Raw genomic sequence first — 14,197 nt, forward strand, 5'->3', positions numbered from 1 at the left:
CCAGAGTATGCCCCCCCGTTATCGCCTTCAAGACACCGGTAACGGGAAAATTCATACGAGCGTTTAATCGACAGGCCCCGACGCCTCTGGCCTGCGCCGATGCGGCGCAGGCCATGGCGATTTGAGATGCGACGCTCAGCCGCGGCGGCGGAAGAACTGCACGATGGCGAACAGGGCGAAGCCGATGAAGGCCAGCAGGCTCCACTCCGGGATGCTCATGCCGAGCAGGGTCCAGGAGACTTCGGCGCAGTCGGCCGAACCGTGGAACATGGTCCAGATGATGTCGGCGTAGGGCATGCTCTCCATCATGTATTCCAGCGGCGGCAGGCAGGACGGCAACTGGTCCGGCGGCAGAGTCTGCAGCCAGACCTGACGGCCTGCGGTGCCGGCGCCACCCAGGGCGCAGAGCAGGATCAGCACCGAGTACAGCCGCGGAGCACGGCCATGCAGCGCGGCGATCAGCGAGAACAACCCGCAGCCGGCAAAGAAGATGCGCTGCAGAATGCACAGCGGGCAGGGCTCCAGCCCGATCATGTATTGCAGGTAGAAGCCCGTGCCGAGCATGGCGACGCAAGCGAGGAAAGCGAGGAAGAACAGGGACCGAGGGCTGGCCAGATTCATGGCGGCTCCGCTGAAAAGCGCTGTTGCAGGAAAGGCCGCTACGGTAGAGGAAACACCGCGATCAGTTCAAGGCAAGTGTCTAGACTGGCCGTGGCACTCATCCGGGAATCCATGCCATGCGTCGTCATTTCCTGCTTTGCTCGCTGCTTTCCCTGACAACAGTTCCAGCCATCGCCGCCACAGACCTCAGCCACATCCGCTTGCCTGAGGGCTTCCATATCAGCCTGCTGACCGACCAGGTTCCCGGCGCGCGCGCCATGGCCTGGGGTGACAAGGGCACGCTGTTCGTGGGCAGTCGCTCCTCCGACAAGGTCTACGCGGTGAAGCCCGACGGCCAGGTGAAGGTGCTCGCCGATGGCCTGCAGATGCCCGTAGGCGTGACCTTCCATAAGGGCGACCTGTACGTGTCCTCGCTCAGCCGCATCGTCGTGCTGCGCGATATCGAGGCACATCTCGATGCTCCCCCAAAGGCTGAGGAGCTGCGCGCACAGTTTCCGAAAGAGACTGCGCACGGCTGGAAGTTCATCGCCTTCGGCCCGGACGACAAGCTCTATGTGCCGGTCGGTGCGCCGTGCAACATCTGCCGCCCGGATCGCGAGCAGTACGCCAACCTGCAACGCATGAACGCCGATGGCAGCGCGCGGGAGGTGGTCGCCTACGGCATTCGCAACACCGTCGGTTTCACCTGGCACCCGCAGACGAAGCAGCTGTGGTTCACCGACAATGGGCGCGACCTGCTGGGCGATGACAAGCCCGACGACGAGTTGAACAAGGTCAGCACGATGGGCGAGGATTTCGGCTATCCCGACTGTCATCAGGGCGACATCGCCGACCCGGAGGAAGGCAGGAAACCCTGCTCCGCCTTCACCCCGCCAGTGGCCAGACTCGGCCCGCACGTGGCCGCGCTGGGGCTGCGTTTCTACACCGGCGAACAGTTCCCGGCCGAGTACCGCAACAACCTGTTCATCGCCGAACACGGCTCGTGGAACCGCACGCAGAAGATCGGCTACCGCGTGGCGCGGGTCGAACTCAACGAAGACGGCACGCTGAAGCGCCAGGGCGTCTTCGCCGAAGGATGGCTCGACAAGGACGGCGAGGTGCACGGGCGGCCGGCGGACGTCTTGGTAGCGCCGGACGGCTCGCTGCTGGTCAGCGACGATCAGAATGGCGCGATATACCGCATTCGCTACGGCAACCCCTGAAAACGAAAACGGCGCCCTCGGGCGCCGTTTTCACCGCAGGCGGCGGGATCAGGCACGCACCGCCAGCGCCGACGAAGTCGGCGGGGCCAGCAACCCCAGGCCTTCCTGGAACAGCTGGTTGCTGCGCTCTACTTCACCAAGCTGCGCCAACAGGCGCGCCAGTTCGGCGCAGGTTTCCGCGCTGCGCTGGCGGTCCAGGCTGGCTTCCAGGTATTCGCGCGCCTTGCCCCACAACTTGTTCTGCAGGCAGAGGCGACCAAGGGTGAGCAGCAGCTCCGGATCGTCGCCGTGCTGCTTCAGCCAGCCTTCGGCGGTCTTCAGCTGGTGGGCACCATCACGGCCACGGGCACGGCCATAGAGGTGCACCAGACGGCTGTCGTAGCCCTCCTTGAGCGCCTTGCGCAGTACTTCCTCGGCCTCTTCCGGCGCCCCCAGGCGCAGCAACTGATCGGCGTATGCGGCCACCAGCGGCGGTTGCGCACGAAGGTTGGTCGGCACGTTCTGCCAGCGCTGGGTCAGCGGCTGCAGGCTGCCTTCGCCCTGGCCAACGCCCTGCTCGCCCGCCTCCCCCAGCGCGGCCATCCAGGTACGGCGCTCCAGATCGGCCAACTCGGCGTTCTGCAGCACGCGCTCCTTGCGCAGCTCGGGCAGCAACACGCACAGCGCCTGCCACTCGTGGAGGCTGACGTACAACTGCTGGAGCAGGCGCAGCACAGTCGGGTGACGCGGGTGATCCTGGTGCAGCTTGTCCAGCACCACGCGGGCGCGGGCGAAATCGCCCCGGTTGATCAGCAGCTGCGCGCGGGTCAAGCCCACGGCGAGCTCGGTGCCGGGCTCGCGCTCCTGCGCGCGGTCCAGCAATTCGTCGCATTCTTCGGTCTTGCCCAGCTCGTTGGCCGCGCGGGCGGCGCCCAGGTAATGCGGCAGTGGGCGATCGCTCAGCTCCGCGGCACGACGCAGGTGACGCAGCGCCTGCGCCCAGTGGCCTTCAGCGAGATCACGCTGGCCATGCTCCTCGGCCAGCTGCGAGCGGCGGCGGCGATTGAAGCGCGACCAGGGATTCACCACCCGCCCGGACACGCCCAGCAAGCGCAGTACCAGACGCACGGCGAGATAGATCACCCAGAGCACCACCAGCAGCGCGAGGAAGGTCCACAGGCTGGATTCGTAGCGGAAGCTCTTGTAGGCGATCAGCACGTAACCCGACTGCTCGGCGATAGCCAACCCGACCAAGGTGGCCGCCAGGACCACGGCGAGGATCAGGACATAGACGCGGCTCATGGCTGGGTCCCCGCGTCCGGCGCCACCGCCTCCTGCTGCTGCACCGCGCTTTCGCGGCGCGACAGGTAGGCCTGCAGCGAACTCAGGGCCGGGCCGAGGTCCGGCGTCTGCACGGTGACGGCCTGGCCGCTGAGCTCATCCAGGCGCGCAATCAGCGCACGGCTGTCGGCGAGGTCAGCGTTGAAGAAGTCGCCGACGATCTGCTTGGCCTGCTTCAGTGCCTGCTCGTAGACGTCCTGCTTGCCATTCAAAGCGGCCCACTGCGCCTGTTCCAGGGCGAGGCTCAGAGCCAGGCGCACACGGTCCAGTTGCTGGCCGGAGAGCAGCGGGCGGATGTCCTGGCCGGCGTTGAAATCGATGCGCACATAGCGAGAGATGCGTTCCCACCACTGGTCCCAGGTGCTGCTGCCATCACCCCAGGCGGTGCTCGGGCCGGTGCCGCCCTCGGAGGGCTTGAACGCCGGATTCAGCGGTTGCAGCTGGGCAGCCTGGTCACGCAGCGCGCCCAGTTGCAGGAACAGCCCGGTGCGGTCCGGGCGCGGCAGGGCGCGCAGCGCTTCGAGGCTCTTGGCCAGTTGCGCACGAGCGGCGAAGGCGCCCGGATCATTGTTCACGCGAAGAATGTCGTCCGCGCCCTGGACCAGCTCGGTCGCGCTGTCGATGTCCTGCAGCGCGGAGAGGCGCAGCGCGGCCAGACGCAACAGGTGCTCCGATTCGGCCAGTCGCCACTGCTGGCGGCTCTGCCCCAGCACCTGCTTGACCTGCTTGGCCAACTGCTGCTGGTCGCCCTGCAGCTCCACCACCAGGCGGCGACGGGCTTCCAGCTCATCGGCGTTGGGCAGGGTGTCCAGGCGCTTGCTCAAGTCCGCGTTGGCACTCTGCACACCCTGCGCCTGGGCGCGGGCATCTTCCAGTTGCGCAGCGCGCTGCTGCTCGGCGCCTTTGAGCTGCTGGACCTGCCAGATGCCCCAGCCGCCTGCGGCGAGGCCAGCGGCGCCGACCAGCAGGGCCAGCAGCGCGATACCCGTGCCACCCTTGCGCGGGGCCGGCGCGGGGGCCGGACTGGGCGATGTTGGTGAAGTCTCTTGGGGAGTGACGGCTTCGCTCACAGATCCATCCTTCGCTCAGAAATTATTCTATTCGGCGCTTCTCAGCGCCTCCATCAGTGCCACAGCGCTGGCGCCCCGACAATCGATCACTCGCTGCGCACCCATCTCCCGCGCCTGCTCAGCCACACGCGGGCTGGGCACGAACAACGGCATCGCACTCACCTGCGGCCAATCCTGTGCGGCGAGCAGCTGCAGATGTTCCAGCCCCTGCCCACTACTGACCGCGATGGCATTCAAACGCTCCCGCTGAATTCGCCGCAGCAATTCGCCTTCGGGGTAGCACGGCATTTCGCGCCGGTAGAGTTCCAGATAGTCCACCGCCACGCCTTGGCCGCGCAGGCGCTCGGCAAGGAATTCTCGGCCACTCTCGCCACGCATGATCAATACCTTCGGATCATGCACCTGCAGGGCCTGCTCGAACGCTGGCAGGGCCAGCAGGGCTTCACTGTCGTCACCGCCCTGCGGGCAGACCACATCCAGGCCGTAGTCTTCGAGGATAGCCGCCGTGGCCGCGCCCACGGTAAACCAGCGCTGGGTCAGCGGCGGTTGCGGCCAGTAGCGGTCGAGCCGCTCCAGGCCCAGGCGCGCCGCGGGCTTGCTGACCACGATAACCGCGCAGTAGCGGTCCAGGTCAAGGATCAGGCTGCGTTCGGCGGGTGTCTCTTCGCGAGGCGTGATCGTCAGCAAGGGCAGGCAGTCGCCGTGGATACCGTACTCGGCGAGGGTGGCGGCAAGTGCCGCGCAGTCCTCTTCGGGACGGGTCAGCAGCAGCCGCCAGCGGCTCACGGGTGACCGGCCTCGCCGTAGACCGCGGTGAGGATTTCCTCGGCGCCCTGACCCAGCAGGTCTTCCGCGACCTTCACGCCGAGGGTTTCGGCTTCGGCCAGCGGGGCGCGAGCTTCGGCGCGCAGCAACTGGCTGCCGTCGGGCTGGCCGACCAGACCGCGCAGCCACAGTTGCTCGCCTTCGAGGATGGCGTAGCAGGCGATAGGCACCTGGCAACCACCGTTCAGGCGCTTGTTCAGCGCGCGCTCGGCAGTGACGCGCAAGGCCGTCTCACGGTGATGCAGCGGCTGCAGCAGGGCGTGTATTTCCGCGTCGGCAGCGCGGCACTCGATGCCCACCGCACCCTGGCCGCCGGCCGGCAGGCTGGCTTCGACGCTGATGGAGGAGCGGATGCGGTCTTCGAAACCGAGGCGGATCAGACCGGCGGCGGCAAGGATGATGGCGTCGTATTCGCCGGCATCGAGCTTGGCCAGTCGGGTATTGACGTTGCCGCGCAGGAAGCGGATCTGCAGGTCCGGGCGGCTGGCCAGCAGTTGGGCCTGGCGGCGCAGGCTGGAGGTGCCGACCACGCTGCCGGCGGGCAGGTCGTCGAGGCTGGCATAGGTGTTGGAGACGAAGGCGTCGCGCGGGTCTTCACGTTCGCAGATGCAGTACAGGCCCAGGCCTTCGGGGAAATCCATCGGCACGTCCTTCATGGAGTGCACGGCGATGTCCGCGTCGTTCTCCAGCAGGGCGGTTTCCAGCTCCTTGACGAACAGGCCCTTGCCACCGATTTTCGCCAGTGGCGCATCCAGCAGCTTGTCGCCGCGGCTGGTCATCGGCAGGAGGGTCACGGTCAGGCCGGGGTGGGCCTGCTCCAGGCGGGCCTTGACGTATTCGGCCTGCCAGAGTGCCAGGGCGCTCTGGCGCGTGGCGATACGGATTTCGCGAGACATGGGCATTTCCAGGCAAAGGAAGCGTGCAAGAAAGTGCCCGCATGATAACAGCTCACGCAAACGAAAAGCCCGGGGGGCGCCCCCCGGGCTTCAGGCGCTGCGGCACTGTGTCGCTACAGGTTGTGCATGAGCCGCCGGACACCGGCGACATGACGGCGGCTGACAGTCAGCGCATCGCCGTTGAGTCCTTTCAGGTACAGCTGGAAGTGCCCCAGCGGGGTGCGCTGCAGGCGCTCGATACGTTCGCGGGAAACCAGCGCGTTGCGGTGGATGCGCACGAAGCGATCACCGAACTCGTCTTCCAAGGCTTTCAGCGGCTCGTCCAGCAGCACTTCGCCGCCAGCGTGGCGCAGGGTCACGTACTTGTGGTCGGCGATGAAGAAGATCACGTCTTCCAGCGGAATCAGCTCGATGCCCTTGCGGGTCCGCGCGCTGATATGGCTGCGCGGGCCGGGGCCGCCGGCCGCCGGGGGCTTGGTCAGCGCCGCCAATTGCACGCGATTGGGCCGCGAGGCCTTCTTCAGGGCCTCGGCCAGGTCCTCGCTGCGGACCGGCTTGACCAGGTAGCCGACCGCACTGACCTGGAACGCCTCCAAGGCGAATTCATCATGGGCGGTGCAGAAGATCACCGCCGGCGGGGCTTCGCGCTCGCACAGCTTGGCGGCGACCTGAAGCCCGTCCAGGCCGGGCATGCGGATATCCAGCAGGACAATATCCGGCTTCAGGCTGTCGATCAGCGTCAGCGCTTCTTCACCATTGCTGGCGGAGGGCTCGAGGACACGATAGCCGTCCAGTTGCCCCACCAGCCGGGCCAGGCGCTCTCGCGCCAGGGGTTCGTCATCGACGATCAGGACATTCATAAGATCAGGCTTCCTGCATGAGACGCGCACATGGATAGCGTAGACAGGTGAAGTGCCGTCCGTCACGGCGCTCGACGCTGAGACTAGCTTTTGGCCCGAAAAGTGCCGCAAGTCGCGCTGCAATATTTTGCAGGGCCTGCTTGGTCCCCTTCGTGGGCAGCGTCTCGGTCGATTCGTCGTACGGGTTGCTCACGCAGAGCTGGAACACACCGTCACGGTAGTCCGCCTCAACTTTCACCAGCCCGCCTTCGATGCGCGGCTGGATGCCATAAATCAATGAGTTCTCGAGCAATGGCTGCAGCGTCAGCTGGGGAATCGGCACGCCGTCGGGCACACCGCTCACCTGCCAGTCCATTTGCAGCCGGTCGCCAAGACGGAACTGCTCAATGGAAAGATAGCGTCTGGCCAGCTCAAGTTCCTCTCCCCATGAAATTAATGTTCCAGGTTTGGCCAGGCTGGCGCGAAAAAGATCCGAAAGATTCAGCACCGCCAGCTCGGCCTTGGCCGGATCGATTTCGATCAGGCTGGCGATGCTGTTCAGGCTGTTGAACAGGAAGTGCGGACGGATGCGCGCCTGCAGCGACTCGATCCGCGCCCGCAGTTCGGCCTGTTCCTGCCGCCGCCACTGGCTCTGGAGATAAAAGTAGCGTAGCAAGAGCGTGGACATGATGAGCGCAATCAACGCGTGGCGCAGGTAGAGGTTGACTTCGCCGGTGCGCGACATGGGGCCGCCGAGGGAGAAATAATCCGCCACCGCCGTGCAGCCCAGCGTCAGCAGGACCACCAGGGCGCAGCTGAGCAACCCGGAGAACCACGCCGGCCAGCGCGCCATCAACGGGCGCAACTGGCACAGCAGGCCGGCCGAGAGCAGCACGATCCACTGCACGAACAGCGAAGACAGCGCCAGGCGCACCCAGTTGAAGCTGGGGGTCATCGGCTCGGCGAGCACCAGCACGAGTACCAGCAGCTCGGCGAGCAGCACGAGGCTGAACAGCGCTTCGGGCTGACAGAGTTCGGGGATGAAGAAGTCTTCGTTGGGCGCCGGCTGGTCGCCGGTCTTCGTCAGTCTGGGCATCGACGCAGTTTCCGTAAGCGCCTGCACGGCGGCAAGCACCGCATGCGACCAAAAGCCTGGAATTGTCGGCCAGCGCAAGGATCGGCGACCGACCCCGCGGCAATTCGCCGCCGCTAGCCTGCCGCAACCCGCCAAAGCGCCGCCGGTTTTGTCCCTCAGCCTGCTATTATCGTCGCACTTTGCCCTTCATGCAGGCCGCGCGCCGCGCCTGCCCGTTTCAGCGAGAGAGATTCATGAGCGTAGAGAAGACCAACCAGTCCTGGGGCGGCCGCTTCAGCGAACCCGTCGATGCCTTTGTCGCCCGCTTCACCGCTTCCGTCGACTTCGACAAGCGCCTCTACCGCCACGACATCATGGGCTCCATGGCCCACGCCACCATGCTCGCCAAGGTCGGCGTGCTGACCGACGCCGAGCGCGACACCATCATCGATGGCCTCAAGCAGATCCAGAGCGAAATCGAGGCCGGCACCTTCGACTGGCGCGTCGACCTGGAAGACGTGCACATGAACATCGAAGCGCGCCTGACCGACCGCATCGGCATCACCGGCAAGAAACTGCACACCGGCCGTTCGCGCAACGACCAGGTGGCCACCGACATCCGCCTGTGGCTGCGCGACGAGATCGACCTGATCCTCGCCGAAATCACCCGCCTGCAGCAGGGCCTGCTGGGCCTTGCAGACGCCGAAGCGGACACCATCATGCCCGGCTTCACCCACCTGCAGACCGCGCAACCAGTGACCTTTGGCCACCACCTGCTGGCCTGGTTCGAAATGCTCAGCCGCGACTACGAGCGCCTGGTGGACTGCCGCAAGCGCGCCAACCGCATGCCCCTGGGCAGCGCCGCGCTGGCCGGCACCACCTACCCGATCGACCGGACCATCACCTGCGAACTGCTGGGATTCGAAGCGATCTCCGGCAACTCGCTGGACGGCGTATCCGACCGTGACTTCGCCATCGAATTCTGCGCCGCGGCCGCCGTGGCGATGATGCACCTGTCGCGCTTCTCCGAAGAACTGGTGCTCTGGACCAGTGCCCAGTTCCAGTTCATCGACCTGCCCGACCGCTTCTGCACCGGCTCCTCGATCATGCCGCAGAAGAAGAACCCGGACGTACCAGAGCTGGTGCGCGGCAAATCCGGCCGCGTGTTCGGCCACCTCGCCGGCCTGCTGACCCTGATGAAGGGCCAGCCGCTGGCGTACAACAAGGACAACCAGGAAGACAAGGAGCCGCTGTTCGACGCTGCCGACACCCTGCGCGACAGCCTGCGCGCCTTCGCCGACATGGTTCCGGCGATCAAGCCCAAGCGCGAGATCATGCGTGAAGCGGCCCGCCGTGGCTTCTCCACCGCCACCGACCTCGCCGACTACCTGGTACGCCGCGGCCTGCCGTTCCGTGACTGCCACGAGATCGTCGGCCACGCCGTGAAATACGGCGTGGACAGCGGCAAGGACCTCGCCGAGATGAGCCTGGACGAGCTGCGCCAGTTCAGTGACCAGATCGACGACGACGTGTTCGCCGTGCTGACTCTGGAAGGTTCGGTGAATGCCCGCGATCACATTGGCGGCACCGCGCCGAACCAGGTCCGCGCCGCTGTCGTGCGCGGCAAGGAACTGCTGGCTTCGCGCTGATCGCGCTACTCGCCAGAAGCAAAGGCCGCGTCAATCGACGCGGCCTTTTTCGTTTCAGCTTCTGCCTAGAAAGCCCAGCTGCGCCGGCGTCAGCCGCAACATCCGCGCCGCCTTGTGTTCGGTCAGCGTCGGCAATTCATCCTCTGGCAAGCGCGCTGCGCTGGAAGCCAGGTTGACGATCAGCGCCTCGCGGCTGAACACGCCGTTGTCGATGGCGTAGGCCGCGGCGATCAGGTTGCGCAGTTCCAATGGCAGGCGCCAGCGGGTGCGCAGGGCGGAGCCAAAGCTCGCGCCGTGCTCCTTCAGAGACTTCTCCACCTCCGCCTCGCTCAGCGCGCCACCGGCGCTGTGCCAATCCTGCAGGCTGCGCAGCAGCGCGAGGTCCCCCAGGCAATGCAACAGCCCGGCGGTGAAGCAGCGGTCGGCATCGGCCCCCAGGGACTCGGCCAGGGCGAAGGCGCCATCGGCAGTGTGCCGCGACAGCTCCCAGAAGCGCTCGGCGCGCTCTTTCAGCAACGGGTCGGCCAGTGTCGCGGCGCGCTGCAACGCGACCGCCAGCATGAGGTTCAACGCCTGCGCCACACCCAGGCGCGACAGTGCCTGCATCAGCGTCTGGCAGGGCATGCCGACATGCCGTGCAGCGCTGTTGGCGGCAGAGATCAGGCACGCGGTGATCTGCGGATCATGGCCGAACTCCTGTTCGAGCATTTCCAGGTTGATGTCACTGGCTTCCATGCAGCGATTCACCGCTGCACCGACCTCGCCCATCAGCGGAGCGCCCTCGGTGGCGTCCCGTTCGGTTTGCAGGAAGCGCTCCAGCGACAGGCTCTGCTCCAGCGTGGGCAGCTCGCAGACGACATTCTCGCCCGGCGCCAGCAGCAGCGAGCGCAACCGCTCGCGCAGGTTCTCGGCGTTGAAAGGTTTGACCAGGTAGGCCGTAGGCGCCAACGGCAAGGCAGCACGCACGCTGGCGGCATCGGCCTTGGAGCTGATCAGGATGAAAGGCTGGGCAACCGGCCCGCGGCGGCGCAAGCGCACATGACGCAGCAGCTCCAGCCCGTCGCTGCCGGGCAGCTCGCGCTCGGCCAGGATCAAGGCGAAGGGATGGCGGCGACAGGCCTCGATGGCCGTGTCACCGTCTTCGCAGAATTCGACGTTCGCATCGCAGCGCACGCTCAGCACCAGCTGGCCGAGCAGCTCGCGGCTCCAGGGATCGCTGGCAGCCACCAGCACGCCGGGAGAAACGCTCATGGATCACACCTCGTTCGGGACGAATGCCGTCGCGGGCGGAAACAACCGATCCAGAGCCTCCCCTGCCGAGTGCCCGGTCCTTCGGATGCCGCCGGCCAGCGGCCTACGGATACTGCGCAGCGTAGTCCAAAGCCCTCAGGCTTCCCATGCGCGCCATCAACTTCGGAGGACAATTCTCACAAAAAAAAGCGCACAAAAAGAAAGGCCCGCTTGCGCGGGCCTTTCTCCTGAACGGCTAGGGCGATGAAGCTCAGGCCAGTTCGTCGAAGCACTCGGCCAGGATGGCCAGGCCTTTGTCCAGCTGCGCGTCCGGGATGGTGACGGGCATCAGGAAGCGGATCACGTTGTAGTAGGTACCGCAGGAGAGCAGGATCAGACCTTTCTCACGGGCACGAACCACGATCTTGCTGACCAGTTCAGCGGCCGGCTTGTTGTGATCGCCGCCTTCGAACAGTTCGATGGCGATCATCGAACCCAGGCCACGAACGTCGCCGATCACCTTGTGCTTGGCCTGGATGTCGCGCAGGCCAGTCTTCAGGCGCTCGCCAACGGCTTGCGAACGGTCCAGCAGCTTCTCTTCGTCGAACACTTTCAGCACGGCCAGGGCCGCGGCGCAAGCGATCGGGCTACCGGCGTAGGTGCCGCCCAGGCCGCCCGGAGCGATGGCGTCCATGATCTCGGCCTTGCCAGCAACGCCGGAGATCGGGAAGCCGCCGCCAACGGATTTGGCGAAGGTGGTCAGGTCCGGGACGATACCCAGTTGCTCGGTAGCGAAGAAGGTGCCGGTACGGCCAGCGCCGGTCTGCACTTCGTCAGCGATCAGCAGGATGCCGTGCTCGTCGCACAGGGCGCGCAGGCGCTGCATGAAGGCCTTGGAGTTGACGTAGAAGCCACCCTCGCCCTGAACCGGCTCGATGATGATGGCAGCGATGTCGCGCGGCTGAGCGTCGTTCTTGAAGATGCGCTCGATGCTGGCGATCGACTCGTCTTCGCTTACGCCGTGCAGTTCGCACGGAGCCAGGGCGCGGAAGATGCCGCCCGGCATCAGGCCCATGCCAGCGGAGTACGGAACGACCTTGCCGGTCAGGCCCAGGGTCATCATGGTACGGCCGTGGTAGGCACCGGTGAAGGCGATCACGCCAGCGCGGCCGGTAGCGGCACGGGCGATCTTGACGGCGTTCTCAACGGCTTCGGAGCCGGAGGTGACCAGCAGGGTCTTCTTCGGGAAGTTGCCCGGAACGCGCTTGGCGATTTCTTCAGCCAGCTCGATGTAGGGCTCGTACGCCAGCACCTGGAAGCAGGTGTGGGACAGCTTGGTCAGTTGCTCCTGAACGGCAGCGATCACTTTCGGGTGCAGGTGACCGGTGTTCAGTACGGCAATGCCGCCGGCGAAGTCGATGTATTCACGACCTTCGACGTCCCACACGGTGGAGTTCTCGGCGCGCTCGGCGACGACCGGGTGGATCTGGCCTACACCGCGCGGTACGGCGGCCTGACGACGTTGCAGCAGGGATTCGTTGGTTTTGCTCATAGCTTCCTCAGTGGCCGCTCATCGGGCGACCGGATCAAAGGATGAAAGCGGGGGAGAAGCCTCACGCGACAGCATACGATGATCGACTGTCGTGGAACTTGCGGCCCGCCAGACGGGTTGTCCGGTGCTACCACCGGAAAACGCCGACGCGAAGGTGGCTGTCAGCTCTTGCCTGCCACCTCGCGCCCACGGAAAAAACGGATCAGATACCGCCGAGGCAGAGGTATTTGACTTCGAGGTAGTCCTCGATGCCGTACTTCGAACCTTCGCGGCCCAGGCCGGATGCCTTGATGCCGCCGAACGGCGCCACTTCGTTGGAGATCAGGCCGGTGTTGATACCCACCATGCCGTATTCCAGCTGCTCGGCAACGCGGAATACGCGGGCCAGGTCGCGGGCGTAGAAGTACGAAGCCAGGCCGAACTCGGTGTCGTTGGACATGGCGATGACTTCTGCCTCGTCCTTGAAGCGGAACACCGGCGCCAGCGGGCCGAAGGTTTCGTCCTTGGAGACCAGAGCGGACTTCGGTACGTCGACCAGGATGGTCGGTTCGAAGAAGGTGCCGCCCAGGCTGTGCGGCTTGCCGCCAGTGAGGACTTTGGCGCCCTTGGAAACGGCGTCGGCAATGTGCTCTTCGACCTTGGCAACAGCCTTGGAATCGATCAGCGGGCCGGTGGTGACGCCCTGCTCCAGGCCGTTGCCGATGTTCAGCTTGGCCACGGCGACCTTCAGCTTCTCGACGAAGGCGTCGTACACGCCGTCCTGTACGTACAGGCGGTTGGCGCAGACGCAGGTCTGGCCGTTGTTGCGGTACTTGGAGATCAGCGCGCCTTCGACGGCGGCGTCCAGGTCGGCATCGTCGAACACGATGAACGGAGCGTTGCCGCCCAGCTCCAGGGACACTTTCTTGATGTCCTTGGCGCATTCGGCCATCAGCTGGCGACCGATCTCGGTGGAACCGGTGAAGGTCAGCTTGCGCACGATCGGGTTGCTGGTCAGCTCGCCGCCGACTTCGCCGGCGCTGCCGGTAACCACGCTGAACACGCCTTTCGGAATGCCGGCGCGCTCGGCCAGCTCGGCCAGGGCCAGGGCGGAGTACGGAGTCTGCGAAGCAGGCTTGAGCACCATGGTGCAGCCAGCGGCCAGGGCCGGACCGGCTTTACGGGTGATCATCGCGGACGGGAAGTTCCACGGGGTGATAGCCGCGGTCACGCCGATCGGCTGCTTGATCACGATGATGCGCTTGTCGGGCTGGTGACCCGGAATGGTGTCGCCGTAGATGCGCTTGGCTTCTTCGCCGAACCACTCGAGGAAGGAGGCGGCGTAGGCGATTTCGCCCTTGGCTTCAGCCAGCGGCTTGCCCTGCTCGATGGTCATCAGGCGAGCCAGGTCGTCCTGGTTGGCGATCATCAGGTCGAACCACTTGCGCAGCTTGTTGGCGCGCTCCTTGGCGGTCAGCGCGCGCCAGGCCGGCAGGGCCTTGTCGGCGGCTTCGATGGCGCGACGGGTTTCGTCGGCACCCATCTTCGGCACGGTGCCGATGATCTCGTTGGTGGCCGGGTTGTTCACGCTGATGGTCTTGCCGTTGTCGGCATCGACCCAGGAACCGTCAATGTAAGCCTGTTGGCGGAACAGCTTGGGATCATTGAGTTGCATGACCTGTCTCCTTTCGAGGAAAGCCTGTGGACGGCGGGTCTACCTGGAGTCCCGCCTGCCTTGTTGTCTGGATAGGAGAGACCGCAGTCTCTGCCGTTCATTCGCCCCGGCCGAGCATTATCGCCGCCAGATGCGAATGTCGCCCTGCGAACGGGGCGACGCCAGGCGAACGGCTCTTAGTTCGCTCGGCATGCGGACACGAAAAAACGCAGGCCGGGGTCATTGCCCGGTCTGGTTGAACTCGTTCACGCACAGGTTCCCAGG

General features: G+C 65.6%; 12 protein-coding genes. 2 read left to right on the top strand and 10 right to left on the bottom strand.

Annotation, left to right across the window (positions count from 1 at the left end):
• Positions 1-135: 135 nt before the first annotated feature.
• Positions 136-621 (bottom strand): disulfide bond formation protein B, encoded by a 486-nt coding sequence (locus PNI01S_RS13090; protein WP_065086199.1) that lies wholly within the window; start codon positions 619-621, stop codon positions 136-138.
• A gap of 116 nt (positions 622-737) precedes the next feature.
• On the opposite strand from PNI01S_RS13090, the gene PNI01S_RS13095 reads away from it, so the two are divergent.
• Positions 738-1,823 carry a PQQ-dependent sugar dehydrogenase gene (locus tag PNI01S_RS13095; protein ID WP_065086198.1) on the top strand — a complete coding sequence of 362 codons (1,086 nt, stop codon included), beginning with the start codon at positions 738-740 and terminating at the stop codon, positions 1,821-1,823.
• Positions 1,824-1,871: 48 nt separating this feature from the next.
• Here the strand turns inward: PNI01S_RS13095 and PNI01S_RS13100 are convergent, their stop codons facing one another.
• The 6 genes from PNI01S_RS13100 to PNI01S_RS13125 form a co-directional block, all read right to left on the bottom strand.
• Positions 1,872-3,104 carry a heme biosynthesis HemY N-terminal domain-containing protein gene (locus tag PNI01S_RS13100; protein ID WP_065086197.1) on the bottom strand — a complete coding sequence of 411 codons (1,233 nt, stop codon included), beginning with the start codon at positions 3,102-3,104 and terminating at the stop codon, positions 1,872-1,874.
• On the bottom strand, positions 3,101-4,213 hold the full coding sequence (locus tag PNI01S_RS13105; RefSeq protein WP_038803750.1) for a uroporphyrinogen-III C-methyltransferase: 1,113 nt from the start codon (positions 4,211-4,213) through the stop codon (positions 3,101-3,103). Before PNI01S_RS13105 ends, PNI01S_RS13100 begins: the two co-directional genes overlap by 4 nt.
• Positions 4,214-4,240: 27 nt before the next feature.
• Positions 4,241-4,999, bottom strand: coding sequence for a uroporphyrinogen-III synthase (locus tag PNI01S_RS13110; RefSeq protein ID WP_037014658.1), 759 nt, complete (start codon positions 4,997-4,999; stop codon positions 4,241-4,243).
• Positions 4,996-5,934, bottom strand: coding sequence for a hydroxymethylbilane synthase (gene hemC / locus PNI01S_RS13115; protein ID WP_084358393.1), 939 nt, complete (start codon positions 5,932-5,934; stop codon positions 4,996-4,998). Before hemC ends, PNI01S_RS13110 begins: the two co-directional genes overlap by 4 nt.
• A 113-nt stretch (positions 5,935-6,047) precedes the next feature.
• Positions 6,048-6,794, bottom strand: a complete 747-nt coding sequence (algR, locus tag PNI01S_RS13120) for an alginate biosynthesis regulator AlgR (protein ID WP_024766394.1) — start codon at positions 6,792-6,794, stop codon at positions 6,048-6,050.
• 4 nt (positions 6,795-6,798) lie between these two features.
• Complete coding sequence (locus PNI01S_RS13125; protein ID WP_084358394.1) at positions 6,799-7,869, bottom strand: sensor histidine kinase; 1,071 nt, start codon at positions 7,867-7,869, stop codon at positions 6,799-6,801.
• Between the two features lie 233 nt (positions 7,870-8,102).
• On the opposite strand from PNI01S_RS13125, the gene argH reads away from it, so the two are divergent.
• The gene (gene argH, locus PNI01S_RS13130) at positions 8,103-9,497 is read left to right on the top strand and encodes an argininosuccinate lyase (RefSeq protein WP_037014656.1); all 1,395 of its coding nucleotides are present in this window, start codon (positions 8,103-8,105) and stop codon (positions 9,495-9,497) included.
• A 54-nt stretch (positions 9,498-9,551) separates the two neighbouring features.
• Here the strand turns inward: argH and PNI01S_RS13135 are convergent, their stop codons facing one another.
• The 3 genes from PNI01S_RS13135 to gabD all read right to left on the bottom strand — a co-directional run bounded on the left by PNI01S_RS13135 (position 9,552) and on the right by gabD (position 13,933).
• On the bottom strand, positions 9,552-10,748 hold the full coding sequence (locus PNI01S_RS13135; RefSeq protein WP_084358395.1) for an HDOD domain-containing protein: 1,197 nt from the start codon (positions 10,746-10,748) through the stop codon (positions 9,552-9,554).
• 250 nt (positions 10,749-10,998) lie between these two features.
• On the bottom strand, positions 10,999-12,279 hold the full coding sequence (gabT, locus tag PNI01S_RS13140; RefSeq protein WP_024766390.1) for a 4-aminobutyrate--2-oxoglutarate transaminase: 1,281 nt from the start codon (positions 12,277-12,279) through the stop codon (positions 10,999-11,001).
• 202 nt (positions 12,280-12,481) lie between these two features.
• A complete protein-coding gene (gabD, locus tag PNI01S_RS13145; protein ID WP_024766389.1) occupies positions 12,482-13,933 on the bottom strand; it encodes an NADP-dependent succinate-semialdehyde dehydrogenase in 1,452 nt (483 codons plus the stop codon).
• Positions 13,934-14,197 lie beyond the last annotated feature (264 nt).

The sequence above is a fragment of the Pseudomonas nitroreducens NBRC 12694 genome, assembly GCF_002091755.1.
In the GTDB taxonomy this organism is placed as follows: domain Bacteria; phylum Pseudomonadota; class Gammaproteobacteria; order Pseudomonadales; family Pseudomonadaceae; genus Pseudomonas; species Pseudomonas nitroreducens.

Bases quoted from the DNA above. Each gene is read 5' to 3' on its own strand.
- PNI01S_RS13090 (WP_065086199.1), bottom strand. From the start codon at position 621: ATGAATCTGGCCAGCCCTCGGTCCCTGTTCTTCCTCGCTTTCCTCGCT.
- PNI01S_RS13095 (WP_065086198.1), top strand. From the start codon at position 738: ATGCGTCGTCATTTCCTGCTTTGCTCGCTGCTTTCCCTGACAACAGTT.
- PNI01S_RS13100 (WP_065086197.1), bottom strand. From the start codon at position 3,104: ATGAGCCGCGTCTATGTCCTGATCCTCGCCGTGGTCCTGGCGGCCACC.
- hemC (WP_084358393.1), bottom strand. From the start codon at position 5,934: ATGTCTCGCGAAATCCGTATCGCCACGCGCCAGAGCGCCCTGGCACTC.
- algR (WP_024766394.1), bottom strand. From the start codon at position 6,794: ATGAATGTCCTGATCGTCGATGACGAACCCCTGGCGCGAGAGCGCCTG.
- PNI01S_RS13125 (WP_084358394.1), bottom strand. From the start codon at position 7,869: ATGCCCAGACTGACGAAGACCGGCGACCAGCCGGCGCCCAACGAAGAC.
- argH (WP_037014656.1), top strand. From the start codon at position 8,103: ATGAGCGTAGAGAAGACCAACCAGTCCTGGGGCGGCCGCTTCAGCGAA.
- PNI01S_RS13135 (WP_084358395.1), bottom strand. From the start codon at position 10,748: ATGAGCGTTTCTCCCGGCGTGCTGGTGGCTGCCAGCGATCCCTGGAGC.
- gabT (WP_024766390.1), bottom strand. From the start codon at position 12,279: ATGAGCAAAACCAACGAATCCCTGCTGCAACGTCGTCAGGCCGCCGTA.
- gabD (WP_024766389.1), bottom strand. From the start codon at position 13,933: ATGCAACTCAATGATCCCAAGCTGTTCCGCCAACAGGCTTACATTGAC.